Genomic DNA, 26,852 nt, shown 5'->3' with positions numbered 1-26,852 from the left:
ACGTGCCGGGCCTTCCACGGATCCACCCTCAGGTCTTCGACGAGCCGCCAGATCCGGGGCAGGCGGTGCTGGAGGTCGAGGGCGTCGGCGATCAGCTTCATCCCGGCCAGGGTGGAGACCCCGAGGGTGGCGGCGACCGGTTCGGGCGCGAACGCCGAGACCGCGGGGGTGCCCTCCCCGCCGAGGGACTCATCCGCATTGAGCACGCCCGGGAGGGCGTCGCCGGCCCAGGTGGCCACGCCGGTGTCGGTGGTGGCGGGGTGCCGCACGCACCACTGCGCGGCCAGCCGGAGCTTGGATCGCTCGGCGACCCGGGCGGCGATCTTGGCGTCGTCGAGCAGGGCGAGGAGCCAGTCGGGGTCGAGGTCCTCGACCATCACCGGCTGTCCCATCGCGTCCACCTCGAGCATGGATCAATCCAAGCATCGGGCACCGACAGTGCGGCCCCGAAGACCGCGTGGTTGAGCGGGTCTGGGGAAATCGGAAAGTAAAACTTCTCGGACCCGGGTGGTGGCGTGGTCTCGACAAGCTCGACCACCGGGGGGCCGACCGGGATGGGGTGGTCTCGACAAGCTCGACCACCGGGGGCGATCCGGGTGGCGTGGTCTCGACAAGCTCGACCACCGGGGGCGATCCGGGTGGCGTGGTCTCGACAAGCTCGACCACCGAGGACGCTCGACCGCCGACAAAGGCCGGGAGACCGCGAGCCGGACAGCGACCGCAACCCACGACGTACCCGCTCCGCGTAGCTGCCAAGGACCGCCACCACCCGCGAGCAGCAGGCCGCCGGCAGGGGTCTCGAGGCTCCGCGCCTCGCACCACGACCACCGGAGTCGCGGTCGCGTCAGGCTCGATCCCTCAGGCGGGAGCCGGAGTCAGGCGGTCCGCACGGCGCGGATGATCTTGCGCCGCAGCACCACCCTGCGGGTGCCGTCGGCGCCGATCCGCACCCGGTCGAGCTCCCAGCCGCCGTGCTCGGCGCGCTCGACGAGCAGCTTGGTGACGACGTTGCGCGGAAACTCGCGGGAGAACGTCACCCGGTCGAACTCCCACTCCACCCCACGGGACGGCGGGCGGGGGTGGGCGCGACTCACGTCACTCCCCGGACACGTCGTCGAGCGCCTCGACGATCTCCGGCGGCAGGGCCAGCTCCTCCACCCCCAGGGCGCCCTTGAGCTGGGTGGCGGTGCGGGCGCCGACGATCGGGGCGGTGACCCCCGGCCGGTCCCGGACCCAGACCAGGGCGACCTCGAGCGGCGTCCAGCCGAGCCCGTCGGCGGCTCGCGCGACCGCCTCGACGACCTGCCCGGCGCGGTCGCCGAGGTAGACGCCCACGAAGCCCGCGAAGTGGGAGGAGGCGGCCCGGGAGTCCGACGGCGTGCCCGAGCGGTACTTCCCGGTCAGCACGCCCCGGCCCAGTGGTGACCACGGGAGGACGCCGAGGCCCAGGGCCGCGGCGGCGGGCAGCACCTCCTGCTCGATCGATCGGTTGAGCAGGGAGTACTCCACCTGGGTCGAGGCGAGCACCGCCCGTCCGGGGACGGCGCGCTGCCACGTGGCGGCCTGGGCGGTCTGCCAGCCGGAGTAGTTCGACACCCCGACGTACGACGCGCGCCCGGAGGTCACCGCGATGTCGAGGGCGGAGAGCGTCTCCTCGAGCGGGGTCTCGTCGGACCAGATGTGGACCTGCCACAGGTCGACGTGGTCGACCCCGAGCCGGCGCAGCGAGGCGTCCAGCGTCGTGAGCAGGTGCCCTCGGGAGGTGTTGTACTGGCGCCCGCCGCGGCTGGCCCCGATGCCGGCCTTGGTCGCCAGCACCAGCTCGTCGCGGGGAACCACGTCGCCGAGCAGGCTGCCGATCAGCTCCTCGGAGGCGCCGCCGCCGTACCCGGCCGCGGTGTCGAGCAGCGTGCCGCCGCTCTCCACGAACGCGATGAGCTGGTCCCGGGCCTCGTGCTCGTCGGTGTCGCGTCCCCACGTCATGGTGCCCAGGCCGAGCCGGGAGACCTTGAGACCGGTGGCGCCGACAGACCGCTGCTGCATGGCGACAAGGTAGTCGCAGCGCCCTGACGGTGGGTCTGCGGCTCGCCGTTCAGGACACTGCGTACTCTGTTCGGCGGCCGATGCAGGCCGACCCGTCATCCCCTCCCGTGGGCCCCGAGCGGAAAGCCAGGCGATGAACTACCTCGACGCCGTGATCCTCGGCATCGTGGAGGGGCTCACCGAGTTCCTCCCCGTGTCCAGCACCGGCCACCTGACGATCGCCGAGAAGGTGCTCGGCCTCGACGTCGCCGACCCCGCCGTGACCGGCTTCACCGCCGTCATCCAGATGGGCGCGATCGCCGCGGTCATCGTGTACTTCGCCCAGGACATCTGGAACATCATCCGGGCGTGGACCCTGGGCCTGGTCAAGCCGGAGTACCGCGGGCAGCTCGACCACCGGATGGGCTGGTACGTCATCGTGGGCAGCATCCCGGTCGGCATCGCCGGCCTGCTGCTCAAGGACGTGATCACCGGCGACCTGCGGTCGCTGTGGGTGGTCGCTGCCGGCCTGGTCGGCTGGAGCGCGGTGATGTGGTTCGCCGAGCGCGTCGCGACCCAGCTGCGCGGCGAGCGCGAGCTGAGCATGGTCGACGCGATCGTCGTCGGGGTGGTCCAGGTGTTCTCGCTGGTCCCTGGAGTGTCCCGCTCCGGCGCGACGATCTCCGCCGGCCTGCTGCGCGGCCTCGACCGTGTCACCGCCACCCGGCTCAGCTTCTTCCTCTCGATCCCGGCCCTGCTGGCCGCCGGGCTCTTCGAGCTCAAGGACGCCCTCGGCGGCGACATCGGGGTGGGGGAGACCCTCGTCGGCACGCTCGTCTCGTTCGTGGTGGCGTACGCCGCGATCGCGTGGCTGCTGCGCTTCGTCGCCCACCACTCGATCGCCTGGTTCGTGCCCTACCGGGTCGCGCTCGGCCTGCTGCTGCTCGCGCTGCTCGGGTCCGGCGTGATGTCCGCGACCTGAGCCCCGACCGGCTCGACGACCGCGGGGGTCAGAGCCAGCCGGACTTCTTGAACCAGACCCACAGGCCCGCCGACGACAGCACCATCAGGGCGATCGCGAAGGCGTAGCCGAGGTGCCACCGGAGCTCGGGCATGTGGGAGAAGTTCATGCCGTAGACGCCCGCGATGAGGGTCGGGGCCGCGACCAGGCCGACGCCGGCCGAGATCTTGCGCATGTCCTCGTTCTGCTGCACGGAGATGCGGGCGAGGTGGGCGTCGAACGCGGTCGAGAGCAGGCCGTCCAGGCTGTCCACGACCTCGGCGGCGCGGGTGAGGTGGTCGGCGACGTCGCGGAAGAACGGCGCCGTCTCCTCCTCGATGCCCGGCACCGAGCCGGTCGCGAAGCGGCGCATCGGGTCGCGCAACGGCAGCACGGCGCGGCGTACCTCGGCGATCTCCCGCTTGAGCGTGTAGATCCGCACCTCGTCGTTGGTGCGCGCGGGGGAGAAGACCGACTCCTCGACCTCGTCGACGTCCTCCTCGAGGGAGGCCACGACGTCGATGTAGCCGTCCACGACCTTGTCGCACACGGCGTACACGACCGCGGAGGGCCCGTGGTTGAGCACGGACTCGTCGGACTCGAGGAAGCTGCGGGCGGCGTGCAGGTCGGAGCCGACGCCGTGCCGCACGGTGACGATGAAGTCCGACCCGATGAACAGGTTGACCTCACCGGTCTCGACGGCGTCCTCCTCGTCGACGTACCAGAGCGTCTTGAGGACCATGAACAGGGTGTCGTCGTACCGTTCGAGCTTGGGCCGCTGGTGGGCCTTGAAAGCGTCCTCGACGGCCAGCGGGTGCAGCCCGAAGGCCACCGCGACGTCCTCGAGCTCGGCCTCGGTGGGCTGGTGGAGTCCCACCCAGGCGAAGTCGCCGTCGTCGGCGATCTCGGCCCGCAGCTCGTGCAGGTCCTCCCGCGAGCAGTCGACCTCGACGCGGACACCCTTGCGGTACAGAGCACTGTCGACGATCACGGGCAGACCTTAGCCGCACAGCAGCGCGGGTGGCGGGGTTCGTCAGTCGTCACCGGGCGTCACGATGTCCAGGGCCTTGTCGCGCACGTCCGCCACCTTCTCGGTGACGGCGTCCTTGACGCGCTCGACCTTCTTCTCCACGACCCGGCCGGCCACGTGCTCGATGGCGGCACCGGCGGCGTCCTCGACCAGGTCGGGAACGGTGGTGCCGACCTGCTCGCGCAGGTCGAGGCGGTTGGTGGCCTCCGCGAACCGCAGGTAGGTGTCGACGCTGGCGACGACGACCCGGGCGTCGACGGTCAGGAGCTCGATGCCCAGCAGCGAGACACGGACGTAGGCGTCGATGACGATGCCCTTGTCGAGGATGATCTCGATGACGTCGGCGAGCCCGCTCGGCGCGGGCCTCGCCAGGTAACCGCCGTCGCGGGACGCTGCCATCACGTCATGGTGCCCGCTCCGGCGCCGAAGCATGCCGCCGGGGTGCCACGCGACTGTTCCCCAGCCCCACTACGCTCCACGACATGGCAACCGTGATCCTGGTGCGGCACGGCCGGACGACCGCGAACGCGACGGGGGTCCTGGCCGGCCGGCTCGCCGGTGTGAAGCTCGACCCGACCGGTCAGGGCCAGGCCGCCCGCGCCGCCGACCGGCTGGCTCCGGTGCCGCTGGCCGCCGTGGTCAGCAGCCCCCTCGAGCGGTGCCGGCAGACCGCGAAGACCATCATGGGTGCCCAGACGGGCCCCCTGACCGTGGCCACCGAACGGGGCATCACCGAGTGCGACTACGGGGAGTGGCAGGGCCGGGCCCTCAAGGACCTGGCGAAGGAGAAGCTGTGGGCGACCGTGCAGTCCCAGCCCTCGGCGGCCGCGTTCCCGGGTGGTGAGTCGCTGGGGGCGATGCAGGCACGCGCCGTGGCCGCCGTACGCCGCCACGACGCCGCGGTGGAGGCCACGCACGGCGTCGGAGCGGTCTGGGTGGCGGTGAGCCACGGGGACATCATCAAGTCCGTGCTGGCGGACGCCCTCGGCATGCACCTCGACCTGTTCCAGCGGCTCAACGTCGACCCCGCGTCGATGTCGATCATCCGCTACACCTCGGCGCGCCCCTACGTGCTCGCCACCAACACGCACGAGGGGGACCTGTCCTGGCTGGCCACGAAGCCCGGCCGGAAGGCCCGACGTCGGACCGATGCGGCGGTGGGAGGCGGTGCCGGACCCGGCCCCCTTCCGCCGCGCCCCTAGGGTGGTGCCATGGCACCCCTCGTCCACGGATTCGACCCGCCGGAGAGGTTCGTCGCGGGCACCGTCGGCCCTCCCGGCTCGCGCACCTTCTTCCTCCAGGCCCGCGCCGGCGCGCGCCTGGTGAGCGTCGCGCTCGAGAAGCAGCAGGTCTCCGCGCTCGCGGAGCGGATCGACGAGCTGCTCGACGAGGTGATGGCCAGTGAGCTCAACGAAGCCATGATCCCGGCGGTCGCGCCGCTCGGCCTCGAGGACGCCGACCCGCTGGAGCAGCCGATCGAGGAGGAGTTCCGCGCCGGCACCATGACGCTGTCGTGGGACCCCGACGACGAGCGCATCGTGATCGAGGTCTTCCCGTTCACCGAGGCGGCCGTGCTGTCCCCGGACCAGGTCGACGAGGAGCTCGAGGAGCCCGAGCCCGAGGAGATCTTCCTGGTGCGGATCCCGGCCGGTGCCGCCCGGGCGTTCGTGAAGCGCGCCGCGCAGGTGCTCGAGGCCGGACGGCCGAGCTGCCCGTTCTGCGGCAACCCGATCGACCCGGAGGGCCATCTCTGCGTGCGGGCCAACGGGTTCCGCCGCCGCGACCCGTGATCGACCTGGTGGAGGACGAGCTGGTCCTCCACGGCCGCATCATGCCGGCCTCGAACGCCACCTTCGTCGGTGAGATCGGCGAGGTCCGGGTGGTCTACAAGCCCGTGGCGGGGGAGCGGCCGCTGTGGGACTTCCCGGACGGCACGCTCGCCGACCGGGAGGTCGCGGCGTACCTCGTCTCCGAGGCCATCGGGTGGGACGTGGTGCCCGAGACCTGGTTGCGCGAGGGACCGCACGGGCTCGGCATGGTGCAGCGCTGGCAGGAGCCGGACCCGGACCCGGACCAGGAGGCGGTGACGCTGGTGCCCGAGGGACGGGTGCCGCCCGGCTACCGCCGGGTGTTCGACGGCCTCGACGGCCAGGACCAGCCGGTCAGCCTCGTCCACGAGGACTCGCCACCGCTGCGACGGATGGCCGTCTTCGACATCGTGGTCAACAACGCCGACCGCAAGGGCGGGCACGTCCTGGAGATGAGCGACGGGCACCGCTACGGCGTCGACCACGGGGTCACGTTCCACACCGACCACAAGCTCCGGACCGTGCTGTGGGGGTGGCTGGGCGAGCGCCTGACGGATGCGGAGATCGCGGCGGTGAGCCGGCTGCGCGCCGCCCTCGGGGGTGATCTGGGCGACGCCCTGGGATTCCACCTGACCGAGCCCGAGATCGACGCGATCGCCCGACGCTGTGACCGGCTGGTCGCGCGAGGCTCGATGCCCGCCCCCCGCGGGGAGTGGCCGGCCATCCCGTGGCCACCCTTCTGACCCCCGGTGGCTAGGCTTCCGGGCATGCGAGCGTGGCAGTCCCCGGAGATCCCCACCCTGTCCGTCCCGGGTCCGCCCGTCGCCGTCCACGACACGGCCACCGGCCGCCTGGTCACGACGACGCCGCACGGCCCGGCCCGGCTCTACGTCTGCGGCATCACGCCGTACGACGCCACCCACCTCGGCCACGCCGCGACGTACGTCGGCTTCGACCTGCTCAACCGCGCCTGGCGCAACGCCGGCCATGACGTGACCTACGTCCAGAACGTCACCGACGTCGACGACCCGCTGCTCGAGCGGGCCGAGAAGGTCAACGTCGACTGGGTCGAGCTCGCCGAGCGCGAGACCGAGCTCTTCCGCCAGGACATGACGGCGCTGCGGGTGCTCCCGCCGGCGCACTACATCGGTGCGGTCGAGGCCATCCCGATGATCATCGACCTGATCCGGCGCCTCGACGACCTCGGCGTGCTCTACCGGGTCGAGGACGACCTCTACTACTCGGTGACCGCCGATCCCGCCTTCGGTGAGGTGTCCGGCTGGGACCGCGAGGAGATGCTGCGGATCTTCCCCGAGCGCGGCGGCGACCCCGACCGCGAGGGCAAGAAGGACCCGCTCGACTGCGTGGTGTGGCTGGCGCAGCGCCCCGGGGAGCCGGCCTGGGAGAGCCCCTGGGGACGCGGCCGCCCGGGGTGGCACATCGAGTGCACCGCGATCGCGATGAAGTACCTCGGCGCCGCCTTCGACGTCCAGGGCGGCGGCAGCGACCTGGTCTTCCCGCACCACGAGATGGGGGCCGGCCACGCGCAGGTGGCCGCGCCCGACGCGCGCTTCGCCCAGGCCTACGCCCACGCCGGGATGGTGGCCTACGACGGCGAGAAGATGTCGAAGTCGCGGGGCAACCTGGTCTTCGTCTCGGCCCTGCGCAACAGCGACGTGGACCCGATGGCGATCCGGCTGGCGCTGCTGCGGCACCACTACCGCTCGGACTGGGAGTGGACCGACGACCAGCTGTGGACGGCGGTCGACACGCTGGACCGCTGGCGCCGGGCCCTGTCCCTGGGCGCCGGAGCCCCGGCCGGACCGGTGGTGGAGGAGGTCCTGGCGGCGCTGGCGGACGACCTGGACGCGCCGCGTGCCACCGCGGCCGTGGACCGTTGGGCGGCCGCCACGCTCGGCACCGACGGGCTGGCGGACACCAGCGACCCGGACGCGGCCATCACGGTCCTCCCGCTGCTGGACGCCGCGCTCGGGCTGGCGCTCTGGCTGCGCTGAGGCTGCCTCAGCTCAGCCGGGCTCGCCCTCGTCGCCCCGCCGCTTGAGGTAGCGCTCGAACTCCCGCGCGATCGCCTCACCGGAGGCCTCTGGCAGGTCGGTGGTGTCCCGCGTCTCCTCGAGGGCGCGCACGTAGTCGGCCACGTCCTCGTCCTCCTCGGCGAGCTCGTCGACGCCGCGCTCCCAGGCCCGGGCGTCCTCGGGCAGGTCACCGAGCGGGATGCTGACCTCGAGCAGGTCCTCCAGCTGGCCGATCAGCGCCAGCGTGGCCTTGGGGCAGGGCGGCTGGGCGACGTAGTGGGGGACCGCGGCCCAGTAGGACACCGCGGGCATGTCGAGCTTCACGCAGGCGTCCTGGAAGACCCCGACGATCCCGGTCGGCCCTTCGTAGGTCGACTGCTCCAGCTTGAGCCGGTCGACCAGCTCCGGCTCGGTGGCGGTGCCGGTGACCGGGATGGGCCGGGTGTGCGGCGTGTCGGCCAGCAGCGCACCGAGGGTGACCACCAGCTGGCCACCGAGCTCGTCGCACGCCGCGAGCAGCTCGGCGCAGAACTGGCGCCAGCGCATGCTGGGCTCGATGCCGCGGACCAGGATCACGTCCCGGTCGAGATCCGGGGGTGAGGCGATGGCGATCTGGGTGCTCGGCCAGGTGATCCTGCGGTGCCCGAGCTCGTCGGTGCCGACCACGGGCCGGTTGACCTGGAAGTCGTAGAAGTCCTCGGGGTCGATGGCGCCGACGACGCGCGCGCCCCAGACCCTGATCAGGTGGTCCACCACGGACGAGGCGGACTCGGCGGCGTCGTTCCACCCCTCGAAGGCCGCGATGACCACGGGGTCGACCAGGTCGGGTGCGTCGTCGATCTCGATCACGGTTCCAGCCTAGTCACCCGGGGCCCGCCGACGGCGCCCTTCGGCACTGCTACCCCGCATCGGGGATTTCACCCGCCCCCTCCCGCGGTGTCACGATGAGGGCGTACAGCATGTGGACAGCGCGTCCACGTGTTGGACGCTGTTCCTACGCTGGACGGACGCCGCCGTCCCGATCCGGCCGGTGCCCACGAGAGGAGTCACGTTGCCCCAGTCGTCGGCACCGTCCCTGCGCCCCGATGCCACCGAGGCGATCAGCGGCCTCCTGCGCGACAGGATCCTGCTGCTCGACGGCGCCATGGGCACCCTGATCCAGGGCTTCGAGCCGGGCGAGTCCGAGTTCCGCGGCGACCGCTTCGCCGACTGGGACCGCGACGTCAAGGGCAACAGCGACCTGCTCAACCTCACCCAGCCGGAGATGATCCGGTCGATCCACCGCGAGTACCTCCGGGCGGGCGCCGACATCGTGGAGACCAACACCTTCACCGCGACCTCGATCGCCCAGGCCGACTACGGCATGGAGGACCTCGCCTACGAGATCAACCTCGCCGGGGCCAGGATCGCTCGCGAGGCGTGCGACGAGGCGGAGAGCCCGGACCGGCCCCGGTTCGTGGCGGGGTCGCTCGGACCCACCAACCGCACGGCGTCGATCTCGCCGGACGTCAACGACCCCGGCGCGCGCAACGTGTCGTACGAGCAGCTGGTCGAGGCCTACCTCGAGCAGGCCCGGGGCCTGGTCGACGGGGGAGCGGACCTGCTCCTCGTCGAGACGATCTTCGACACACTCAACGCCAAGGCGGCCGTCTTCGCCCTCGAGACGCTGTTCGAGGAGCACGGCCGCCGGTGGCCGGTCATCATGTCCGGCACCATCACCGACGCCTCCGGACGCACCCTCTCCGGCCAGGTGACCGAGGCGTTCTGGACGTCGGTGCGGCACGTGAAGCCGCTCGCGGTCGGGCTGAACTGTGCGCTCGGGGCGGCCGAGATGCGCCCCTACGTCGCCGAGCTCGCCCGCCTCGCCGACACGTTCGTGTCCAGCCACCCCAACGCCGGCCTGCCCAACGCCTTCGGCGAGTACGACGAGTCGCCCGAGCAGATGTCCGAGACGCTGGGAGAGTTCGCCGCCAGCGGACTGGTGAACATCCTGGGCGGCTGCTGCGGCACCACCCCGGCCCACATCGAGGCGATCGCCGAGGCGGCCCGCGGCGCCACCCCCCGGGTGCCGGCCGAGCACCGGCCCGGCATGCACCTCGCCGGGCTCGAGCCGCTCACGATCACCTCCGACAGCCTGTTCGTCAACGTCGGCGAGCGGACGAACATCACCGGCTCCGCCCGGTTCCGCAACCTGATCAAGGCGGGCGACTACGACACCGGCCTCACGGTGGCGGCCCAACAGGTCGAGAACGGCGCGCAGGTCATCGACGTCAACATGGACGAGGGGATGATCGACGGCGTCGCCGCGATGGACCGCTTCCTGAAGCTGGTCGCCAGCGAGCCCGACATCTGCCGGGTCCCCCTGATGGTGGACTCCTCCAAGTGGGAGGTCATCGAGGCCGGCCTGCGGTGCGTGCAGGGCAAGCCGATCGTCAACTCGATCTCGCTGAAGGAGGGCGAGGAGAAGTTCGTCGAGCAGGCCACGCTGTGCCGCAAGTACGGCGCCGCCGCGGTCGTGATGGCCTTCGACGAGGACGGACAGGCCGACAACCTCGAGCGTCGTCAGGCCACCTGCGAGCGGGCCTACCGCATCCTCACCGAGCAGGTGGGGTTCCCGTCCGACGACATCATCTTCGACCCCAACGTCTTCGCGGTGGCGACGGGCATCGAGGAGCACGCGTCGTACGGCCGGGACTTCATCGAGGCCACCCGGTGGATCAAGGCGAACCTCCCGGGTGCCCTGGTCAGCGGCGGCATCTCCAACGTGAGCTTCTCGTTCCGGGGCAACAACCCGGTGCGCGAGGCCATCCACGCGGTGTTCCTGTTCCACGCCATCGAGGCGGGTCTCGACATGGGCATCGTCAACGCCGGCGCCCTGGCGGTCTACGACGAGGTCGAGCCCGAGCTGCGCACCCGGATCGAGGACGTGATCCTCAACCGCCGCCCGGACGCCGCGGAGCGGCTGCTGGAGATCGCGGAGCAGCACAACCGCACCGGCGAGGCTCAGGAGGCTGCCGAGGAGGAGTGGCGCGCGCTCCCCGTGGGGGAGCGGATCACGCACGCGCTGGTGAAGGGCCTCGACGCCCACGTCGAGGACGACACCGAGGAGCTGCGCGCCGTGATCGCCGAGCGCGGCGGCCGCCCCATCGAGGTCATCGAGGGGCCCCTGATGGACGGCATGAACGTGGTCGGCGACCTGTTCGGGGCCGGCAAGATGTTCCTGCCCCAGGTGGTGAAGTCGGCGCGGGTGATGAAGAAGGCGGTCGCCTACCTGATCCCCTTCATCGAGCAGGAGAAGCTCGACAACCCCGAGTACGCCACCGCCAAGGAGACCAACGGCACGATCGTGATGGCCACGGTCAAGGGGGACGTCCACGACATCGGCAAGAACATCGTCGGCGTGGTCCTGCAGTGCAACAACTACGAGGTCGTCGACCTCGGCGTGATGGTGCCGGCGCAGAAGATCCTGGACACGGCAGTGGAGATCGGCGCCGACGCCGTGGGCCTGTCCGGCCTGATCACGCCCTCGCTCGACGAGATGGTCAACGTCGCCGCCGAGATGCAGCGCCGCGGCTTCGAGATCCCCCTGATGATCGGCGGTGCCACGACGTCGAGGGCGCACACCGCGGTCAAGGTGGACGGCAAGTACGACGGCCCCGTGGTCTGGGTGAAGGACGCCTCCCGCTCGGTGCCCACGCTCGCGGCCCTGCTCAGCGATGCCCAGCGCCCGAAGCTGCTCGCCGGCATCAAGGACGACTACGACTCGCTGCGCGCCCGGCACGCCACGAAGCACGACCGTCCGATGGTCACGCTGGAGCAGGCCCGGGCCAACCGCACGCCGGTCGTCTGGGACGGCTACGAGCCGCCCGCGCCCCGGACACCGGGCACGCACGTCCTCGAGGAGTACGACCTCGCCGAGCTCCGCGACTACATCGACTGGCAGCCGTTCTTCAACGCCTGGGAGATGAAGGGCAAGTTCCCCGACATCCTCCACAACCCCACGACGGGTGAGACCGCGCGGGCGCTGTTCGAGGACGCGCAGGCGATGCTGGCGCGCATCATCGAGGAGAAGTGGCTGACCGCGAACGCCGTGTTCGGCTTCTTCCCGGCCAACGCCGTAGGCGACGACATCGAGGTCTACACCGACGAGTCGCGCAGCGAGGTCCTCACGACGCTGCACAACCTGCGTCAGCAGGGCGACCACCGGGAGGGCGTCCCGAACCGTTCGCTGGGCGACTTCGTCGCACCGCGCGAGACCGGCCTGGCCGACCACGTCGGCGCCTTCGCCGTCACGGCGGGGCTCGGAGCGCAGGACCGGATCCTCGCCTTCAAGAAGGAGGCCGACGACTACTCCGCGATCATGCTGGAGGCGCTGGCCGACCGGCTCGCGGAGGCCTTCGCGGAGCGCCTGCACCAGCGGGTGCGCACGGAATTCTGGGGTCACGAGCCCGAGGAGCAGCTCGACAACGAGGACCTGATCGCCGAGAAGTACCACGGCATCCGGCCGGCGCCCGGCTACCCGGCCTGCCCGGAGCACACCGAGAAGCGGACCCTGTGGCAGCTCCTCGACGTCACGGCCGCCACCGGCATCGAGCTGACCGACGGCATGGCGATGTGGCCCGGCGCCGCGGTGTCGGGCTGGTACTTCAGCCACCCGCAGTCCCAGTACTTCGTGGTGGGTCGCCTGGGGCGCGACCAGGTCGCGGACTACGCGGAGCGCAAGGGCTGGACCCTGACCGAGGCGGAGCGCTGGCTCTCGCCGAACCTCGGCTACGACCCGGAGGACTGACACCTTGGCCGACACCCGCCGTCCGCACGCCGTCCTCTGGGACATGGACGGGACGCTGGTCGACACGGAGCCCTACTGGATCGACGTCGAGTTCGAGCTCGCGGCGCGGCACGGTGGCAAGTGGAGCCACGAGCACGCCCTGAACCTCGTCGGGAACGACCTGATCGAGTCCGGCCGCTACATCCGCGAGCACATGGGCATCGACCTCGAGCCCGCCCAGATCGTCGAGGAGCTCCTGGACGGGGTCGTCGCCCGGGTCGCCGACCAGGTGCCCTGGCGGCCGGGGGCCGTCGACCTCCTCGAGGACCTCGGGGAGCAGGAGATCCCCTGCGCGCTGGTGACGATGTCCTACCGGCGGTTCGTCGCGCCCATCCTCGAGGCCCTGCCGTCCTCGACGTTCGAGGCGATCGTGACCGGCGACGCCGTGTCCCGGGGCAAGCCGCACCCGGAGCCGTACCTCAAGGCCGCCTCGCTGCTGGGCGTCGACCCGTCGTACTGCCTGGCGGTCGAGGACTCCAACACCGGCGCCCGGTCGGCCGAGGCCGCCGGCTGCACCGTCCTCGTCGTCCCGAACCACGTGCCGGTGCTCGACGGCGTCCGCCGGGTCTTCGCCGACTCGCTCGCCGGGGCCGACCTGGTCGAGATCTTCGCGTCCGGGTGGACCATGCGGGACTAGTCATTGGTCCTAGTACCACCGGACAATGGCGCCATGCACCAGTCTTGTCGGAGGCTTGAGCCCTCGGGGGACCGACACCGTTTCCTGAGGGTCCAGGAAGCAGGTCACATGTTCCGACGCGGTCCCGCCATCGTGCTCAGCCTCGTGTTGAGCGCAGCGGCCCTTGTCGTGGCGCCCAGCGCCGTGGCGAGTGATGGCGGGACCGCGAAGGACACCGACCCCTGTCAGAAGGCCAGCAAGGTCAAGGTCAAGGTCGACCCGTTCGGCGACGACCGCTTCGAGGTCACCGGCATCGTCTTCAGCAGCGGCGACGACACCTGGAGCTGGCGCTTCAAGCACGAGGAAGACATCTCCGCCAAGGGCGAGGCCAAGGCCGACGGCGACGGCGAGGGCAGGTCCTTCAAGGTCGTCCGGACCATGGTCAACTTCCCCGGAGCCACCGACCACATCGTCTTCCGCGCCGAGAACGAGAACACCGGAGAGGTCTGCCGGGTCGACGTCAACGCCTGACGTCCCCGCGGGCATCCACGCCTTATCCTGAGGGCACCCCCTCGAGGAAAGGCCGATCGTGCGAGTGCTGCGGAGCCCGGTCACGCTCTTCCTCGTCGTCGGCCTCCTCACCGTCGCGGCCATCGTCGTCGGCACCGGCTTCCTCGCCGACCGGGCCGCGAGCTCGGAGGCCACCGCCGAGGCCCGGGGCACCACGCGCGTCATCGCCAGGTCCGTCGCGCAGCCCGTGGTCACCGACGAGCTGCTGGCAGGCAGGGCAGGAACGATCGACCGGTTCGACCGCAAGGTGCTGAAACGCCTGCTGGTGGGTGACATCGTGCACGTCGTCATCTGGTCGCGGTCCGGTCGGATCGTCTACTCCGACGAGATCGCGCTGATCGGCCGCCGCCTCCACCTCGACGCGGACCAGGAGCGGGTGCTGGACCACGGTGGCACCGGCTCCGCGAGGTCGGACGAGTCCGGGAACCAGGTCATCCCCGCGGATGCCGAGACCGGGAAGGTCCTGCGCACCTTCACCCGGATCGAGACCCCCAGGCGGCACAAGGCGCTGCTCTTCGAGGCGTACTCCTCCCTCGACGAGGTCGAGAGCCGGCGCCAGGAGATCTACTCGTCCTTCCGGTGGATCACCGTCGGCCCGCTGCTGCTGCTCATCGTGGTCGTCACCCTGATCCTCCGGGTGCTCACCGGACAGCTGACTCGGGCCGGCAAGGAGCGCGAGCAGCTGCTCAGGTCCGCCATCGACGCCTCCGACGCGGAGCGCCGGCGCATCGCGCGCGACCTGCACGACGGCGTGGTCCAGGACCTCGCCGGGACGGCGTTCTCCCTCTCGGCGCTGTCCCGCGACCCCGCCACGGACGGGAAGACCCGCTCCTCCCTCCAGGGGGCGGCCCGGTCGCTGCGCGAAGGACTGAAGTCGCTGCGGTCGCTGCTCGTCGAGATCCACCCGCCCGAGCTGCGCGCCGAGAGCCTCCCGGCCGCGCTGGCCGACCTGACCGCGCCGGCCGGCGCCTCGGGGATCCAGGCCTCGGTGAGCGTGGAGGGCGCCGAGACCGCCACCGACGAGCGTGCGGCGCTGGTCTGGCGGGTGGCCCAGGAGGCGGTGCGCAACGCGCTGCGGCACTCGGCCGCCTCCACCCTCGCGGTCACCGTGCGCGGGGACGGACGCCACCTCACGCTCGAGGTCGTCGACGACGGCGTCGGCTTCGACCCCACCCGGGTCCGGGACTCCGAGCACTTCGGCCTGCGCGGCCTCAGGAGCCTGGTCGCCGAGGCAGGTGGCACCCTCGAGGTGCGATCCTCACCCCATGAGGGAACGACCGTGCGGATGGAGGTGGATGCCCGGTGAGCGGTGACCCGGCTTCCGACGGACAGGGCGTGATCCGGGTGGTGGTCGTCGACGACCACGCCGTCATCCGGGCCGGGCTCCAGCAGCTGCTCGCCGCCACCGCCGACATCGAGGTCGTCGGCCAGGCCGAGAACGGCCGCGAGGCCCTCGAGGTGGTACGCCGGCTGCGGCCCGACGTGGTCCTCATGGACCTGCAGATGCCCGACGTCGACGGGGTGGCCGCCACCCGGATGATCATGGCCGAGAGGCTCGGTGTCGACGTCCTGGTCCTCACCTCGTACTCCGACAGCGAGCGCATCGTCGCGGCACTGGACGCGGGCGCCGTGGGGTACCTCCTCAAGGACGCCGACCCCGACGACGTGCTCCAGGGCATCCGCGCCGTCACCCGTGGCGGGTCGCCGATCCACCCGCGGGCCGCGCGCACCCTCCTCGGGATCCGGGCCGGGTCGAGCCAGGTGCAGCTGACCAGCCGGGAGACCGAGATCCTTCGCCTGGTGCGTGAGGGGCTCGCCAACAAGCAGATCGCCCGCCGGCTCGACATCAGTGAACGCACCGTGAAAGCCCACCTGACCTCGGCGTTCGCCCGCATCGGCGTCACCGACCGGACCCAGGCCGCGGTCTGGGCCGAGCGCAACGGGCTCTGACCCGGCCACCGGCCGGGGGCGCGCGATCGCCGCGGACCCGCTAGGGTCTCGGGAATCCGTCTCGGGAAAAGACCGGGGCACGACCTTCGAGGTGACATGTGCCTGCTTCTGTGAAGCAATCTCTGGGCCGGGCCACAGCGGTCCTGGCCATCGCGACCCTCGCGCTCACCAGCTGCGCGAAGAGCGAGCGCGACGACAGCGGTGGTGGCAGCGGAGGCGGGACGTTCGTGTTCGCCGGTTCCGCCGAGCCCGTCTCGCTCGACCCGTTCTTCGCCTCCGACGGCGAGACGTTCCGCGTCTCGCGCCAGATCTTCGAGGGGCTGGTGGGCACCAAGCCCGGCACGGCCGACCCGGCGCCCCTGCTGGCCACCTCGTGGGACGTCAGCGACGACGGCCTGACGTACACGTTCCACCTGCGTGACGACGTGAAGTTCCAGGACGACTCGGTCTTCGACGCCGATGCGGTCTGCTTCAACTTCGACCGCTGGTACAACATGCCCGAGTCGGCGCAGACCGACGACCTGACGTACTACTACGCGACGCTGTTCCGCGGCTTCGCGACCGGGGACCGGGCCGACGAGGCGATCTACGACTCGTGCTCCGCCGACGACGCGACCACCGCGACGATCACCCTGAAGAAGCCCTTCGCCGGGTTCGTCTCCGCCATGTCGATGCCCGCCTTCTCCATGCAGAGCCCCACGGCGCTGAAGAAGTACCAGGACGACGGCGCGAACAACCCCCGCACGACCGACTACTCCACCGCGCACCCGGTGGGCACCGGTCCCTTCGAGCTCGAGTCGTGGGAGCGCGGCAAGCAGGTCACGCTCGACGCGAACGACAGCTACTGGGGCGAGAAGGCCAGCATCGACAAGGCCGTGATCGTCGCCATCGACGACCCGAAGGCCCGGGCCGACGCCCTGGCCAACGGCGAGATCGACGGCTACGACCTGGTCGGTCCCGCGGACATCAAGCCGCTGGAGGACCAGGGCTTCCAGATCGAGAACCGCGACCCCTTCAACGTGCTGTACCTCGGCATGAACCAGAAGGCGAAGCCGCTGGACGACCCCAAGGTGCGCCAGGCGATCGCCTACGCGCTCAACAAGGACGAGATCGTGAGCGCGTCGATGCCCGAGGGCACCGAGACCGCGCTCGAGTTCGTCCCGCCGGCGGTCAACGGCTACACCGAGGACGTCACCCGCTACGACTACGACCCCGACAAGGCCCGCCAGCTGCTCCAGGAGGCCGGGGCCGAGGGCGCCACGATCGAGTTCAACTACCCGACCGGCGTGAGCCGTCCGTACATGCCCCAGCCCGAGGACACCTTCAACGTGATCCGCACCGAGCTGGAGGCCGTGGGCCTGAAGATCAAGCCGACCGCCGACCAGTGGGACCCCGACTACCTGGAGAAGATCCAGGGCACCGAGGACCACGGCCTGCACCTCCTCGGCTGGACCGGTGACTACAACGACACCGACAACTTCCTCGGCGTCTTCTTCGGCACCTCCACCAAGGAGTGGGGCTTCGAGAACCAGCAGCTCTTCGACGACCTGAAGGAGGCCCGCGGGCTGCCGACGGTCGAGGAGCAGACGCCGCTCTACGAGAAGATCAACCAGGAGGTCATGGACTACCTCCCGGGCGTCCCGCTGGCCCACCCGGTGCCCTCGCTGGCGTTCTCACCCGATGTCCAGGGCTACGAGCCGAGCCCGGTCCAGGACGAGGTCTGGAACACCATCAGCCTGGGCTGAGGGACCTTCGAGAACCGACGGAAGGCTGCGGATGCTGCGCTTCGTGCTGCGAAGACTCGCCCTGATGGTCCCGGTGCTGGTCGGGCTCTCCCTGCTGCTGTTCGCGTGGGTCCGGGCGCTGCCCGGCGACCCCGCGCGGGCACTGCTGGGGGAGCGCGCCACCCCGGACGGGATCGCGCGGGTGAACGCGGCGTACGGCTTCGACCAGCCGCTGTTCGTGCAGTACTTCACCTACGTGAAGGCGCTGCTGCACGGCGACTTCGGTTCCTCGATCCAGACCGGGCGACCGGTCATGGACAGCTTCGTGGAGCGGTTCCCCGCCACCATCGAGCTCGGCCTCACGGCCCTGCTGCTGGCGGTGGTGGTGGGGGTCCCGCTCGGCTACCTCGCGGCTCGGCACCAGGGGCGGGCGCTGGACACCGCCGTGGTCTCCGGCTCGCTCCTGGGGGTGGTCACCCCGGTGTTCTTCCTGGCGATCCTGCTCAAGCTCGTCTTCGCCGACACCCTGCACTGGCTGCCGACCGCGCAGCGGCAGGACCCCCGCATCGAGGCCACCCACATCACGAACTTCTACGTTCTGGACGGGCTGATGACCCGCGAGTGGGACGCGGCCTGGGACGCGGCCGTGCACCTGGTCCTGCCGGCGATCGCCCTGGGCACCATCCCGCTGGCGATCATCGTGCGCATCACCCGCGCCTCCGTCGCGGAGGTGATGCACGAGGACTACGTGCGCACCGCGGAGTCCAAGGGCCTCACGTCGGCGGTCATCTCCCGGCGGCACATCCTGCGCAACGCGCTGCTGCCCGTGGTCACCACGATCGGTCTCCAGGCCGGGCTGTTGTTCTCGGGCGCGGTGCTGACCGAGACGGTGTTCTCGTTCAACGGGATCGGCCAGAACCTCTTCGACGCGATCGGGCACCGCGACTACCCCGTCCTGCAGGGCTTCATCCTCTTCATCGCAGTCGTGTACTCACTGATCAACCTGCTCGTCGACCTCGCCTACGGCGTGATCGACCCGAGAGTGAGGACCTCGTGAGCCTGTCGCTACCCCCGGCGAGCGGAGGGGTCGACGCCGGCCTGGCGGTCGACCCCGAGGTCCACGGCGTCAGCCTGTGGCGCGGCGCGCTGCGCCGCCTCCGTCGCAACCCCACCGCCATCCTCGGCGCACTGATCGTGCTGGCCTTCGTCGTGCTGGCCCTCATCGCACCGCTGCTGACCTCCTACGAGCCCGGCTCGGCGCAGTGGTCGGGGCAGGTGACCCCGACCTCGGTGCCCGGACCGTCGGAGGACCACTGGCTCGGGCTGGACCGGTTCGGCTCCGACATGTGGACGCAGATGGTCTACGGCGCCCGGCAGTCGCTGGTGTACGGCGTGGTCTCGACCGCGATCGGCCTGGTGGCGGGCGCCACGTTGGGCGCCCTCGCCGGCGGCTTCGGCGCGGTCGGTGGCCGCTTCGGCACCTGGGTGGACACCACCCTGATGCGCTGCGTGGACGTGATGCTGTCGATCCCCAGCCTGCTGCTCGCCGTCAGCATCGCCGCCGTGCTGGGCCAGAACTCCTATGCGGTGATGATCGCGATCGGCACCGCCCAGGTGCCGATCTTCGCCCGGCTGCTCCGTGGCTCCATGCTCAGCCAGGGCAAGGCCGACTACGTGCTCGCCGCCGACGCGCTCGGGCTGCGCAAGGGCCGGATCGTGATGAGCCACGTGCTGCCCAACTCGGTCGGACCCACCATCGTGCAGGCCACGCTCAACCTGGCCACCGCGATCATCGAGGTCGCCGCCCTGTCCTACCTGGGCCTGGGCACGTCCGACCCGGCCGTCGCCGAGTGGGGACGGATGCTGGTCGCGGCCCAGGACCGCTTCGACGCCGCACCGCGCCTGGCGGTGCTCCCCGGCGTCGCGATCGCGATCACCGCCCTCGGCTTCACGCTGTTCGGTGAGGCGATGCGCGAGGCCCTCGACCCCCGGACGAGGCGATGACGATGACCTCCACCCCCAGCCCTGCGCCCCTCCTGTCCGTGCGCGACCTCGCGGTCACCTTCGGGACCCGGGGCTCGCGCCCGGTCCACGCGGTGGACCAGGTGTCCTTCGAGATCCGGCCCGGGCAGCACGTCGGCCTGGTCGGTGAGTCCGGCAGCGGCAAGTCGGTCACCTCGCTGGCGATCATGGGCCTGCTCCCGAAGCGCGGCGTACGCACCTCCGGCGAGGTCCTCTGGGGCGGGAGCAACCTGCTCGAGGCCGACCGCCGGACGATGTCGCGGCTGCGTGGCCGGGACATCGCCATGGTCTTCCAGGACCCGATGACCTCGCTGAACCCGGTGGTCCCGGTCGGTGTGCAGGTCTCCGAGGTCATCCGCCGGCACGAGGACGTCGATCGCCGGGAGGCGGACGACCGGGCGGAGGCCCTGCTCCGCAAGGTCGGCATCCCCGACCCGGGCCGCCGGCTCGGGGAGTACCCCCACCAGCTGTCGGGAGGGATGCGCCAGCGCGTGCTGATCGCGATGGCGCTGGCCTGCGGCCCGAAGCTGCTGATCGCCGACGAGCCCACCACCGCGCTGGACGTCACGATCCAGGCACAGGTGCTGGAGGTCCTCAAGGAGCTGGTCGCGGACACCGACGCCGCGCTGCTCATGATCACCCACGACCTGGGCGTCGTCGCCGGGCTGTGCGACGAGGTCAACGTGATGTACTCCGGCCGGATCGTCGAGTCCACGACCCGGGACCGGCTCTTCGGCGCACCCCGGCACCCGTACACCGGAGGACTGCTGGAGAGCATCCCGCGCCTCGACTCGCCGCGCGGCACGCCGCTGCGGCCCATCCCGGGTTCGCCGACCCAGACGCTCCCGTGGTCCGAGGGCTGCGCCTTCGCGCCGCGCTGCCGCAACAAGATCGACCCCTGCACCAGCTCGGCGCCCTCGCTGGAGCAGCTCGAGGACCGACAGCTGCGGTGCTTCAACCCGTTGACCGAGGCAAGGCAGGAGGCGCGGTCATGACCTCACTGGTGTCCGTCCAGGGACTCAAGGTGCACTTCCCGATCCGGGACGGGCTGCTCCTGAACCGGCGGGTCGGCGACGTGAAGGCGGTCGACGGGGTCGACCTGGAGATCCGCGAGGGCATGACCCTGGGGCTGGTGGGGGAGTCCGGCTGTGGCAAGTCCACGCTGGGCCGGGCCCTGCTCCGGCTCAGCCCGGTCACCGAGGGCCGGGTGCTCTTCGACGGGACCGACGTGGGTGAGCTGCGCGGGGAGCGGCTGCGCCGGATCCGGCAGGACATGCAGATGGTCTTCCAGGACCCGCTGGCCAGCCTGAACCCGCGGCAGAGCGTCGAGACGATCCTGACCGAGCCGCTGCGGGCCCACGGCATCGACTACGACCGGCGTACCCGGGTCCGGGACCTGCTCGACCAGGTCGGTCTCCCGGCCTCCGCGGCACAGAAGTACCCCCACGAGTTCTCCGGCGGTCAGCGCCAGCGCATCGGGATCGCCCGGGCCGTCGCCCTCGAGCCGCGCTTCGTGATCGCCGACGAGCCGGTCTCGGCGCTGGACGTCTCGATCCAGGCGCAGGTGCTGAACCTGCTCGAGGAGCTCCAGGAGAAGCTCAACCTCACCTACCTGGTGATCGCCCACGACCTGGCCGTGGTGCGCCACGTCTCCGACGAGGTGGCCGTGATGTACCTCGGCGGCGTCGTCGAGCAGGCCCCGTCCGACGAGCTGTACGCCGAGCCGCGGCACCCGTACACGAAGGCGCTGATGTCGGCGGTGCCGGTGCCGGACCCCCGGGTCGAGGCGACCCGGGAGCGCATCCTGCTCCAGGGCGACCTTCCGTCCCCGGCGGACCCGCCCACCGGCTGCCGGTTCCACACCCGGTGCCCGTTCCGGCAGGAGAGCCGGTGCGACACCGAACGGCCGGTGCTGCGCGAGCTGGCCCCCGGCCACCGCGTCGCCTGCCACTTCGCCGAGGAGATCGCGGACGGCAGGATCCGCCCGCACGAGGTCAGCGCGGAGCAGGTGCTCGCGGGCTAGGGCACGTCTCTCAAGTCGATGCGCCTGCTGCGCGGGCCTTCGCATCCGATCTGGCGGCGTTGTCGGCGACTCACCGGGACTCCGTCCCGCCTTCGCGCCTCCGCCTTGCCAGATACGGCGCGAAACCCCGCTCGCAACGGCGTCGACTTGAGAGACGCACCCTAGGGCGTGCCCTGGGCCTCGGGCCCGGGCGTCCCGGGGGCCGGGTCGATCTCGAGCACCGGGAGCGGCGGAGGCGTCCCGCCGTACGCCGGGCAGAGCGCCTGGTGGGCGCACCAGTCGCACAGGCGGCCCGGGCTGGGCCGCCAGTCGCCGGACTCCTCGGCGAGGCGGATCGCCCGCCAGATGGCCTCGACCTTGCGCTCGGTGGCGACCAGGTCGGCCTCGTCGGGGACGTAGCGCAGCATCTCGCCGCTGCCGAGGTAGACCAGCTGCAGCATCGCCGGCACCACCCCGCGGGTCCGCCAGATGACCAGCGCGTAGAACTTCATCTGGAAGAGCGCCTTGGCCTCGAACATCTCGCCCGGGGCGCGGCCGGTCTTGTAGTCGACGACCCGGATCGCTCCGTCGGGTGCGACGTCGATGCGGTCCACGAAGCCGCGCAGCAGCAGCCGGGAGTCCAGCAGCGCCTCCACGTAGAGCTCACGCTCGGCCGGCTCCAGCCGGGTCGGGTCCTCGAGGGTGAAGTAACGGTCGAGCACCGCCCGGCAGGAGGTCAGCCAGGACGCGATGTCGGGGGCGGCACCGGACTCCGCGTCGAACATCCCGGTCAGCTCCGGCTCCGCGGTCACGAGCTCCTCCCACGCCGGGAGCAGCATCTCGCGGGCCCGCTCCGGGGTGCGGTGGTCGGCCGGGAGGTCGAAGAGGTCCTCGAGCACCTTGTGCACGACCGTGCCGCGCACGGCGTCGGGGGAGTACGGCTCGGGGAGCTTGTCGATGGTGCGGAAGCGGTAGAGCAGCGGGCAGGTGAGGAAGTCACCGGCGCGGCTCGGTGAGAGCGCTCCGAGCACGTCGACGCCGTCGACGGGCGTCGACATCCGCTCGGCGGGGGACTCCTGCTGCACGCTCATGCCACGCACCCTAGGCGACGCCACCGACAGCGCGCCCGCGCCGCCGAAGCGTCGCCCCGAGGGCTCGTCGGATAGCCTCGAGTCGTGCCCGAACGCGTTCCTGGTCCCGCCTCGGGCGGCCCTGCCCCCGAGGACGACCAGCCGCGTCCCGAGCGACCGCCCGGGACGTTCAAGGTCGGCACGATCGCCGGCAGCGACGTCCTCGTCTCCTCCTCCTGGTTCCTGGTGGCCGGGCTGATCGCGATCGTGATGGCGCCGCGCGTGGAGGAGGTCTCCCCGGGCCTGGGCCTCGGCAAGTACGTCGCCGGGCTCGCCTTCGCGGTCGTCCTCTACCTCTCGGTGCTGCTGCACGAGGCGTCCCACGCGGTGATGGCCCGCCGCTGCGGGTTCCCGGTCACGTCCATCACCCTGCACTTCCTCGGCGGCATGACCGCGATCGAGGGTGAGGCACGCCGGCCCCGCGAGGAGTTCTGGATCGCGGTGGTCGGGCCGATCACGTCGGTGCTCGTGGGTGTCGGTGCCGTCGCGCTGTGGTTCGTCACCCCCGACGGACTGCTGCGGATGGCCGTCGAGGGGCTGGCCGGGGCCAACCTCCTGGTGGGCGTCCTGAACCTGGTGCCGGGCCTGCCCCTGGACGGCGGGCGGGTGCTGAAGTCCGCGGTGTGGGGCCTGACCGGCAACATGCACCGCGGCACCATCGTCGCCGGCTGGGGAGGCCGGCTCACCGCGGTCGCGGTGCTCGGCTGGCCGCTGCTGCAGACCCAGGTCACCGGCACGCCCCCCGCCATCCTCGACTTCGTCCTCGCGTTCATCGTGGCGGCCTTCCTGTGGTCGGGATCCACCGCCGCCATGACGTCGGCCCGGCTGCGCCGCAAGCTGCCTCAGCTGGTCGCCCGCGACCTTGCCCGCCGTACGCTCGCGGTCCCCGACGACCTCCCGCTCGCCGAGGCCGTACGCCGCGCCCAGCAGGCCGAGGCGGGCAGCATCGTCACCGTCACCGGTGGTGGGCGCCCGGTGGGCGTCGTGAACGAGGCGGCACTGCTGGCCACCCCGGAGGACCGGCGGCCGTGGGTCGCGGTGAGCACCGTCGCACGCACCCTCGACGAGGGGCTCAGCCTCCCCGCGTCGATCTCGGGGGAGGACCTGGTCGTAGCCATCACCCGCACCCCGGCCGCGGAGTACCTCCTCCTCGAGGAGGACGGCAGCATCTACGGCGTGCTGGCCACGACCGACGTGGACCGGGCGTTCCGAGCCGCCACCCGCTGATTCATCGACTCCGGGGCCGGTCTCGTAGGGTTCGCGGCATGTCCGACGTGGTCTCGACCAGCCCGACCGACGGCGACCTCGCCGATGCTCCCGACGTCCCCCAGGAGGCCTGGTCCGGTGTCCACCGGGGGCCGCTGCGCGCGGGCGAGTGGGTGCGGCTCACCGACCAGAAGGGCCGCCGTCACAACATCTGCCTCGAGCCGGGCAAGCGCTTCTTCTCCAACCGGGGCCACTTCGACCACGACGAGCTGATCGGCCGTGAGGAGGGGTTCACGGTGACCTCCTCCGCGGGGGGCGAGTACCTCGTGTTCCGGCCGCTGCTCTCGGAGTTCGTGGTCTCCATGCCGCGCGGAGCGGCCGTCGTCTACCCCAAGGACGCGGCCCAGATCGTGGCGTTGGCCGACATCTTCCCCGGCGCCCACGTGGTCGAGGCCGGCGTCGGCTCCGGCGCGCTGACCTGCTCGCTGCTGCGCGCAGTGGGACCCTGGGGCCGGGTCTCCTCCTACGAACGCCGTGAGGAGTTCGCCGACGTCGCCCGGCGCAACGTCGGCCAGTTCTTCGGCGCCCCGGAGGGCCAGAGCCACCCCGCCTGGTCGCTCACCATCGGCGACCTCGCCGAGGCGCTGCCGGCGTCGGGGGAGCGGGTGGACCGGATCATCCTGGACATGCTGGCGCCCTGGGAGTGCCTCGACGCGGCCGCCGACGCCCTGCGCCCCGGCGGCATCGTCTGCGCCTACGTCGCCACCACCACGCAGCTCTCGCGGTTCGTGGAGACGGTGCGCGTGCACGGCGGCTTCACCGAGCCCCAGGCCTGGGAGTCCCTGGTCCGGGACTGGCACGTCGAGGGACTCGCGGTGCGTCCGGGACACAAGATGATCGGGCACACGGCGTTCCTGGTGACGGCCCGCCGGATGGCGCCCGGCCAGCGGCCCCCGCTGAAGAAGCGCCGCCCCGCTCCGGGTGCCTACGGTCCCGACTACACAGGACCGCGCCCGCCGGGCATCCCCGTCGATCCGGCCGAGTAGTGCCCAGCGGCCCCGGACCTTCTCGAAATCGTGACCAACACCCGGGATCTTCCCCTTCCGTCGGACGATCTCGCGGGTAGGGTCGCAACCACAGGAGGTGACGCTGATGTCGAACAACGAAGGCGTTTCCAGCACGAGTGGCCGCAGCCCCGACGAGCTCGCGAACCAGGTGCGCTTCCTGGAGGCCGAGGTGACCGACCTCCGCCGCCGGTTGAGCGACGCACCGGCTCACTCGCGCGGCCTGGAGCTCCGGCTGGCCGACGCACAGCGGTCCCTGGCGGGGGTGACCTCGCAGAACGAGCGCCTGGCCCAGACCCTGCGCGAGGCCCGCGACCAGATCATGAAGCTCAAGGAGGAGGTCGACCGGCTCGCCCAGCCGCCGGCCGGCTTCGGCACCTTCCTCAACCGCAACGAGGACGACTCGATCGACGTCTTCACCGGAGGTCGCAAGCTCCGGGTCAACGTCAGCCCCTCGGTGGACCTCGACGCGCTCAGGCGCGGCCAGGAGGTCATGCTCAACGAGGCGCTCAACGTCGTCGCCGCGCTCGACTACGAGCAGGTCGGCGAGGTGGTGATGTTCAAGGAGCTCCTTGCCGACGGCGAGCGGGCCCTGGTGATCGCGAACGCCGACGAGGAGCGGGTCGTCCGGCTCGCCGAGCCCCTCCGCGGTGACACCATCCGGGCGGGCGACTCCCTGCTGCTGGACTCCCGGGCCGGCTACGTCTACGAGAAGGTCCCGAAGTCCGAGGTCGAGGAGCTGGTCCTCGAGGAGGTCCCGGACATCGCCTACGAGTCGATCGGTGGCCTCGGCAACCAGATCGAGCAGATCCGCGACGCGGTCGAGCTGCCCTACCTGCACCCCGAGCTGTTCAAGGAGCACGAGCTCAAGCCGCCCAAGGGCGTGCTGCTCTACGGCCCGCCCGGCTGTGGCAAGACCCTGATCGCCAAGGCGGTCGCGAACTCGCTGGCCAAGAAGGTGGCGGCCAAGACCGGCCAGGAGGGGAAGTCCTACTTCCTCAACATCAAGGGCCCCGAGCTGCTGAACAAGTACGTCGGCGAGACCGAGCGGCACATCCGGCTGGTCTTCCAGAGGGCCCGGGAGAAGGCCAGCGGCGGCACCCCGGTCATCGTGTTCTTCGACGAGATGGACTCGCTGTTCCGCACCCGCGGCTCCGGGGTCTCCTCCGACGTGGAGAACACCATCGTCCCGCAGCTGCTCAGCGAGATCGACGGCGTCGAGCTGCTCGAGAACGTCCTGGTCATCGGCGCATCCAACCGCGAGGACATGATCGACCCCGCGATCCTGCGGCCCGGACGCCTCGACGTGAAGATCAAGATCGAGCGCCCCGACGCCGAGTCGGCCCGCGACATCTTCAGCAAGTACCTCACCACGCGCCTGCCGCTGCACGCCGACGACCTCGGGGAGTTCGGCGGCGACCGGTCGGCCTGCGTGGGCGGGATGATCCGGGCGACGGTCGAGCGCATGTACACCGAGACCGAGGAGAACCGCTTCCTCGAGGTGACCTACGCCAACGGCGACAAGGAGGTCCTGTACTTCAAGGACTTCAACTCCGGCGCGATGATCCAGAACATCGTGGACCGGGCCAAGAAGATGGCGATCAAGGACTTCCTCGAGCACGAGCAGCACGGGCTGCGGGTATCGCACCTGCTCCAGGCGTGCGTGGACGAGTTCAAGGAGAACGAGGACCTCCCCAACACCACCAACCCCGACGACTGGGCCCGGATCTCCGGCAAGAAGGGCGAGCGGATCGTGTTCATCCGCACGCTCATCACCGGCAAGCAGGGCACCGAGCCGGGTCGGTCCATCGACACGGTGTCGAACACCGGCCAGTACCTCTAGG

Annotated in this window: 24 protein-coding genes and 1 pseudogene; 18 read left to right on the top strand and 7 right to left on the bottom strand. The window is 71.2% G+C overall.

Going from position 1 to position 26,852, the window contains the following annotated elements; all coding sequences use genetic code 11:
* The 3 genes and pseudogenes from ABD268_RS16365 to ABD268_RS16355 all read right to left on the bottom strand — a co-directional run.
* Positions 1 to 410: pseudogene (locus ABD268_RS16365) on the bottom strand (hypothetical protein); the annotation flags it as partial.
* Positions 411 to 875: 465 nt separating this feature from the next.
* Positions 876 to 1,058: a DUF5703 family protein gene (locus tag ABD268_RS16360; RefSeq protein WP_180936890.1), complete on the bottom strand. Its 183-nt coding sequence runs from the start codon at positions 1,056 to 1,058 to the stop codon at positions 876 to 878.
* Positions 1,059 to 1,095: 37 nt separating this feature from the next.
* Positions 1,096 to 2,043, bottom strand: a complete 948-nt coding sequence (locus ABD268_RS16355; RefSeq protein ID WP_344154527.1) for an aldo/keto reductase — start codon at positions 2,041 to 2,043, stop codon at positions 1,096 to 1,098.
* A 133-nt stretch (positions 2,044 to 2,176) separates the two neighbouring features.
* On the opposite strand from ABD268_RS16355, the gene ABD268_RS16350 reads away from it, so the two are divergent.
* The gene (locus ABD268_RS16350) at positions 2,177 to 3,004 is read left to right on the top strand and encodes an undecaprenyl-diphosphate phosphatase (RefSeq protein WP_344154524.1); all 828 of its coding nucleotides are present in this window, start codon (positions 2,177 to 2,179) and stop codon (positions 3,002 to 3,004) included.
* Positions 3,005 to 3,032: 28 nt separating this feature from the next.
* Here ABD268_RS16350 and corA read toward each other — a convergent pair whose 3' ends face one another.
* Together corA and gvpJ are read right to left on the bottom strand one after the other, a co-directional pair.
* Positions 3,033 to 4,013: a magnesium/cobalt transporter CorA gene (gene corA, locus ABD268_RS16345; RefSeq protein ID WP_344154522.1), complete on the bottom strand. Its 981-nt coding sequence runs from the start codon at positions 4,011 to 4,013 to the stop codon at positions 3,033 to 3,035.
* A gap of 42 nt (positions 4,014 to 4,055) precedes the next feature.
* On the bottom strand, positions 4,056 to 4,451 hold the full coding sequence (gene gvpJ / locus ABD268_RS22840; RefSeq protein ID WP_425573741.1) for a gas vesicle protein GvpJ: 396 nt from the start codon (positions 4,449 to 4,451) through the stop codon (positions 4,056 to 4,058).
* A gap of 83 nt (positions 4,452 to 4,534) precedes the next feature.
* Here gvpJ and ABD268_RS16335 point away from each other — a divergent pair, with 83 nt between their 5' ends.
* From ABD268_RS16335 to mshC, 4 genes are read left to right on the top strand one after another with little or no spacing between them, the layout of a single operon-like run.
* Positions 4,535 to 5,254 carry a histidine phosphatase family protein gene (locus ABD268_RS16335; protein ID WP_344154519.1) on the top strand — a complete coding sequence of 240 codons (720 nt, stop codon included), beginning with the start codon at positions 4,535 to 4,537 and terminating at the stop codon, positions 5,252 to 5,254.
* 9 nt (positions 5,255 to 5,263) lie between these two features.
* On the top strand, positions 5,264 to 5,842 hold the full coding sequence (locus ABD268_RS16330) for a DUF3090 domain-containing protein (RefSeq protein WP_344154516.1): 579 nt from the start codon (positions 5,264 to 5,266) through the stop codon (positions 5,840 to 5,842).
* A complete protein-coding gene (locus ABD268_RS16325; protein ID WP_344154514.1) occupies positions 5,839 to 6,603 on the top strand; it encodes an SCO1664 family protein in 765 nt (254 codons plus the stop codon). Before ABD268_RS16330 ends, ABD268_RS16325 begins: the two co-directional genes overlap by 4 nt.
* 24 nt (positions 6,604 to 6,627) lie before the next feature.
* Positions 6,628 to 7,875: a cysteine--1-D-myo-inosityl 2-amino-2-deoxy-alpha-D-glucopyranoside ligase gene (mshC, locus tag ABD268_RS16320; protein ID WP_344154512.1), complete on the top strand. Its 1,248-nt coding sequence runs from the start codon at positions 6,628 to 6,630 to the stop codon at positions 7,873 to 7,875.
* A gap of 12 nt (positions 7,876 to 7,887) precedes the next feature.
* Here mshC and ABD268_RS16315 read toward each other — a convergent pair whose 3' ends face one another.
* Positions 7,888 to 8,745, bottom strand: a complete 858-nt coding sequence (locus ABD268_RS16315; protein ID WP_344154510.1) for a PAC2 family protein — start codon at positions 8,743 to 8,745, stop codon at positions 7,888 to 7,890.
* A gap of 202 nt (positions 8,746 to 8,947) precedes the next feature.
* Here ABD268_RS16315 and metH point away from each other — a divergent pair, with 202 nt between their 5' ends.
* The 10 genes from metH (at position 8,948) to ABD268_RS16265 (ending at position 21,629) form a co-directional block, all read left to right on the top strand.
* Positions 8,948 to 12,685, top strand: coding sequence for a methionine synthase (gene metH, locus ABD268_RS16310; protein ID WP_344154507.1), 3,738 nt, complete (start codon positions 8,948 to 8,950; stop codon positions 12,683 to 12,685).
* Positions 12,686 to 12,689: 4 nt separating this feature from the next.
* Positions 12,690 to 13,361: an HAD family hydrolase gene (locus tag ABD268_RS16305; RefSeq protein ID WP_344154504.1), complete on the top strand. Its 672-nt coding sequence runs from the start codon at positions 12,690 to 12,692 to the stop codon at positions 13,359 to 13,361.
* Positions 13,362 to 13,469: 108 nt separating this feature from the next.
* Entirely contained in the window at positions 13,470 to 13,871 is a 402-nt protein-coding gene (locus tag ABD268_RS16300; RefSeq protein WP_344154501.1) for a hypothetical protein, read from the top strand.
* Positions 13,872 to 13,929: 58 nt separating this feature from the next.
* Positions 13,930 to 15,216, top strand: a complete 1,287-nt coding sequence (locus tag ABD268_RS16295) for a sensor histidine kinase (RefSeq protein WP_344154498.1) — start codon at positions 13,930 to 13,932, stop codon at positions 15,214 to 15,216.
* Positions 15,213 to 15,860 (top strand): response regulator, encoded by a 648-nt coding sequence (locus tag ABD268_RS16290; protein ID WP_344154495.1) that lies wholly within the window; start codon positions 15,213 to 15,215, stop codon positions 15,858 to 15,860. The genes ABD268_RS16295 and ABD268_RS16290 overlap by 4 nt, the downstream gene beginning before the upstream one ends.
* 110 nt (positions 15,861 to 15,970) lie before the next feature.
* Positions 15,971 to 17,605, top strand: a complete 1,635-nt coding sequence (locus tag ABD268_RS16285; protein ID WP_344154492.1) for an ABC transporter substrate-binding protein — start codon at positions 15,971 to 15,973, stop codon at positions 17,603 to 17,605.
* A 31-nt stretch (positions 17,606 to 17,636) separates the two neighbouring features.
* Entirely contained in the window at positions 17,637 to 18,641 is a 1,005-nt protein-coding gene (locus tag ABD268_RS16280) for an ABC transporter permease (RefSeq protein ID WP_344154490.1), read from the top strand.
* On the top strand, positions 18,638 to 19,588 hold the full coding sequence (locus ABD268_RS16275; protein ID WP_344154488.1) for an ABC transporter permease: 951 nt from the start codon (positions 18,638 to 18,640) through the stop codon (positions 19,586 to 19,588). Before ABD268_RS16280 ends, ABD268_RS16275 begins: the two co-directional genes overlap by 4 nt.
* A gap of 2 nt (positions 19,589 to 19,590) precedes the next feature.
* Entirely contained in the window at positions 19,591 to 20,601 is a 1,011-nt protein-coding gene (locus ABD268_RS16270; protein WP_344154485.1) for an ABC transporter ATP-binding protein, read from the top strand.
* Positions 20,598 to 21,629 (top strand): ABC transporter ATP-binding protein, encoded by a 1,032-nt coding sequence (locus tag ABD268_RS16265; RefSeq protein ID WP_344154483.1) that lies wholly within the window; start codon positions 20,598 to 20,600, stop codon positions 21,627 to 21,629. The genes ABD268_RS16270 and ABD268_RS16265 overlap by 4 nt, the downstream gene beginning before the upstream one ends.
* Positions 21,630 to 21,790: 161 nt before the next feature.
* On the opposite strand, the gene ABD268_RS16260 is transcribed toward ABD268_RS16265, so the two are convergent.
* Complete coding sequence (locus ABD268_RS16260; protein ID WP_344154481.1) at positions 21,791 to 22,699, bottom strand: RecB family exonuclease; 909 nt, start codon at positions 22,697 to 22,699, stop codon at positions 21,791 to 21,793.
* 84 nt (positions 22,700 to 22,783) lie between these two features.
* On the opposite strand from ABD268_RS16260, the gene ABD268_RS16255 reads away from it, so the two are divergent.
* From ABD268_RS16255 to arc, 3 genes are all read left to right on the top strand, one after another.
* Entirely contained in the window at positions 22,784 to 23,965 is a 1,182-nt protein-coding gene (locus ABD268_RS16255; RefSeq protein WP_344154478.1) for a site-2 protease family protein, read from the top strand.
* Positions 23,966 to 24,003: 38 nt separating this feature from the next.
* Complete coding sequence (locus ABD268_RS16250) at positions 24,004 to 24,990, top strand: tRNA (adenine-N1)-methyltransferase (RefSeq protein ID WP_344154475.1); 987 nt, start codon at positions 24,004 to 24,006, stop codon at positions 24,988 to 24,990.
* A 106-nt stretch (positions 24,991 to 25,096) separates the two neighbouring features.
* Positions 25,097 to 26,851 (top strand): proteasome ATPase, encoded by a 1,755-nt coding sequence (arc, locus tag ABD268_RS16245; RefSeq protein WP_344154472.1) that lies wholly within the window; start codon positions 25,097 to 25,099, stop codon positions 26,849 to 26,851.
* Position 26,852 lies beyond the last annotated feature (1 nt).

This window comes from Nocardioides koreensis (assembly GCF_039531775.1).
GTDB classification, from domain to species: domain Bacteria; phylum Actinomycetota; class Actinomycetes; order Propionibacteriales; family Nocardioidaceae; genus Nocardioides; species Nocardioides koreensis.
Note: the sequence above shows the minus strand (reverse complement) of the source record. Positions and strands in the feature narration are given on the sequence as shown.

Bases quoted from the DNA above. Each gene is read 5' to 3' on its own strand.
- ABD268_RS16355 (WP_344154527.1), bottom strand. From the start codon at position 2,043: ATGCAGCAGCGGTCTGTCGGCGCCACCGGTCTCAAGGTCTCCCGGCTC.
- ABD268_RS16350 (WP_344154524.1), top strand. From the start codon at position 2,177: ATGAACTACCTCGACGCCGTGATCCTCGGCATCGTGGAGGGGCTCACC.
- gvpJ (WP_425573741.1), bottom strand. From the start codon at position 4,451: ATGGCAGCGTCCCGCGACGGCGGTTACCTGGCGAGGCCCGCGCCGAGC.
- ABD268_RS16335 (WP_344154519.1), top strand. From the start codon at position 4,535: ATGGCAACCGTGATCCTGGTGCGGCACGGCCGGACGACCGCGAACGCG.
- ABD268_RS16330 (WP_344154516.1), top strand. From the start codon at position 5,264: ATGGCACCCCTCGTCCACGGATTCGACCCGCCGGAGAGGTTCGTCGCG.
- mshC (WP_344154512.1), top strand. From the start codon at position 6,628: ATGCGAGCGTGGCAGTCCCCGGAGATCCCCACCCTGTCCGTCCCGGGT.
- ABD268_RS16300 (WP_344154501.1), top strand. From the start codon at position 13,470: ATGTTCCGACGCGGTCCCGCCATCGTGCTCAGCCTCGTGTTGAGCGCA.
- ABD268_RS16280 (WP_344154490.1), top strand. From the start codon at position 17,637: ATGCTGCGCTTCGTGCTGCGAAGACTCGCCCTGATGGTCCCGGTGCTG.
- ABD268_RS16270 (WP_344154485.1), top strand. From the start codon at position 19,591: ATGACCTCCACCCCCAGCCCTGCGCCCCTCCTGTCCGTGCGCGACCTC.
- ABD268_RS16265 (WP_344154483.1), top strand. From the start codon at position 20,598: ATGACCTCACTGGTGTCCGTCCAGGGACTCAAGGTGCACTTCCCGATC.
- ABD268_RS16260 (WP_344154481.1), bottom strand. From the start codon at position 22,699: ATGAGCGTGCAGCAGGAGTCCCCCGCCGAGCGGATGTCGACGCCCGTC.
- ABD268_RS16250 (WP_344154475.1), top strand. From the start codon at position 24,004: ATGTCCGACGTGGTCTCGACCAGCCCGACCGACGGCGACCTCGCCGAT.
- arc (WP_344154472.1), top strand. From the start codon at position 25,097: ATGTCGAACAACGAAGGCGTTTCCAGCACGAGTGGCCGCAGCCCCGAC.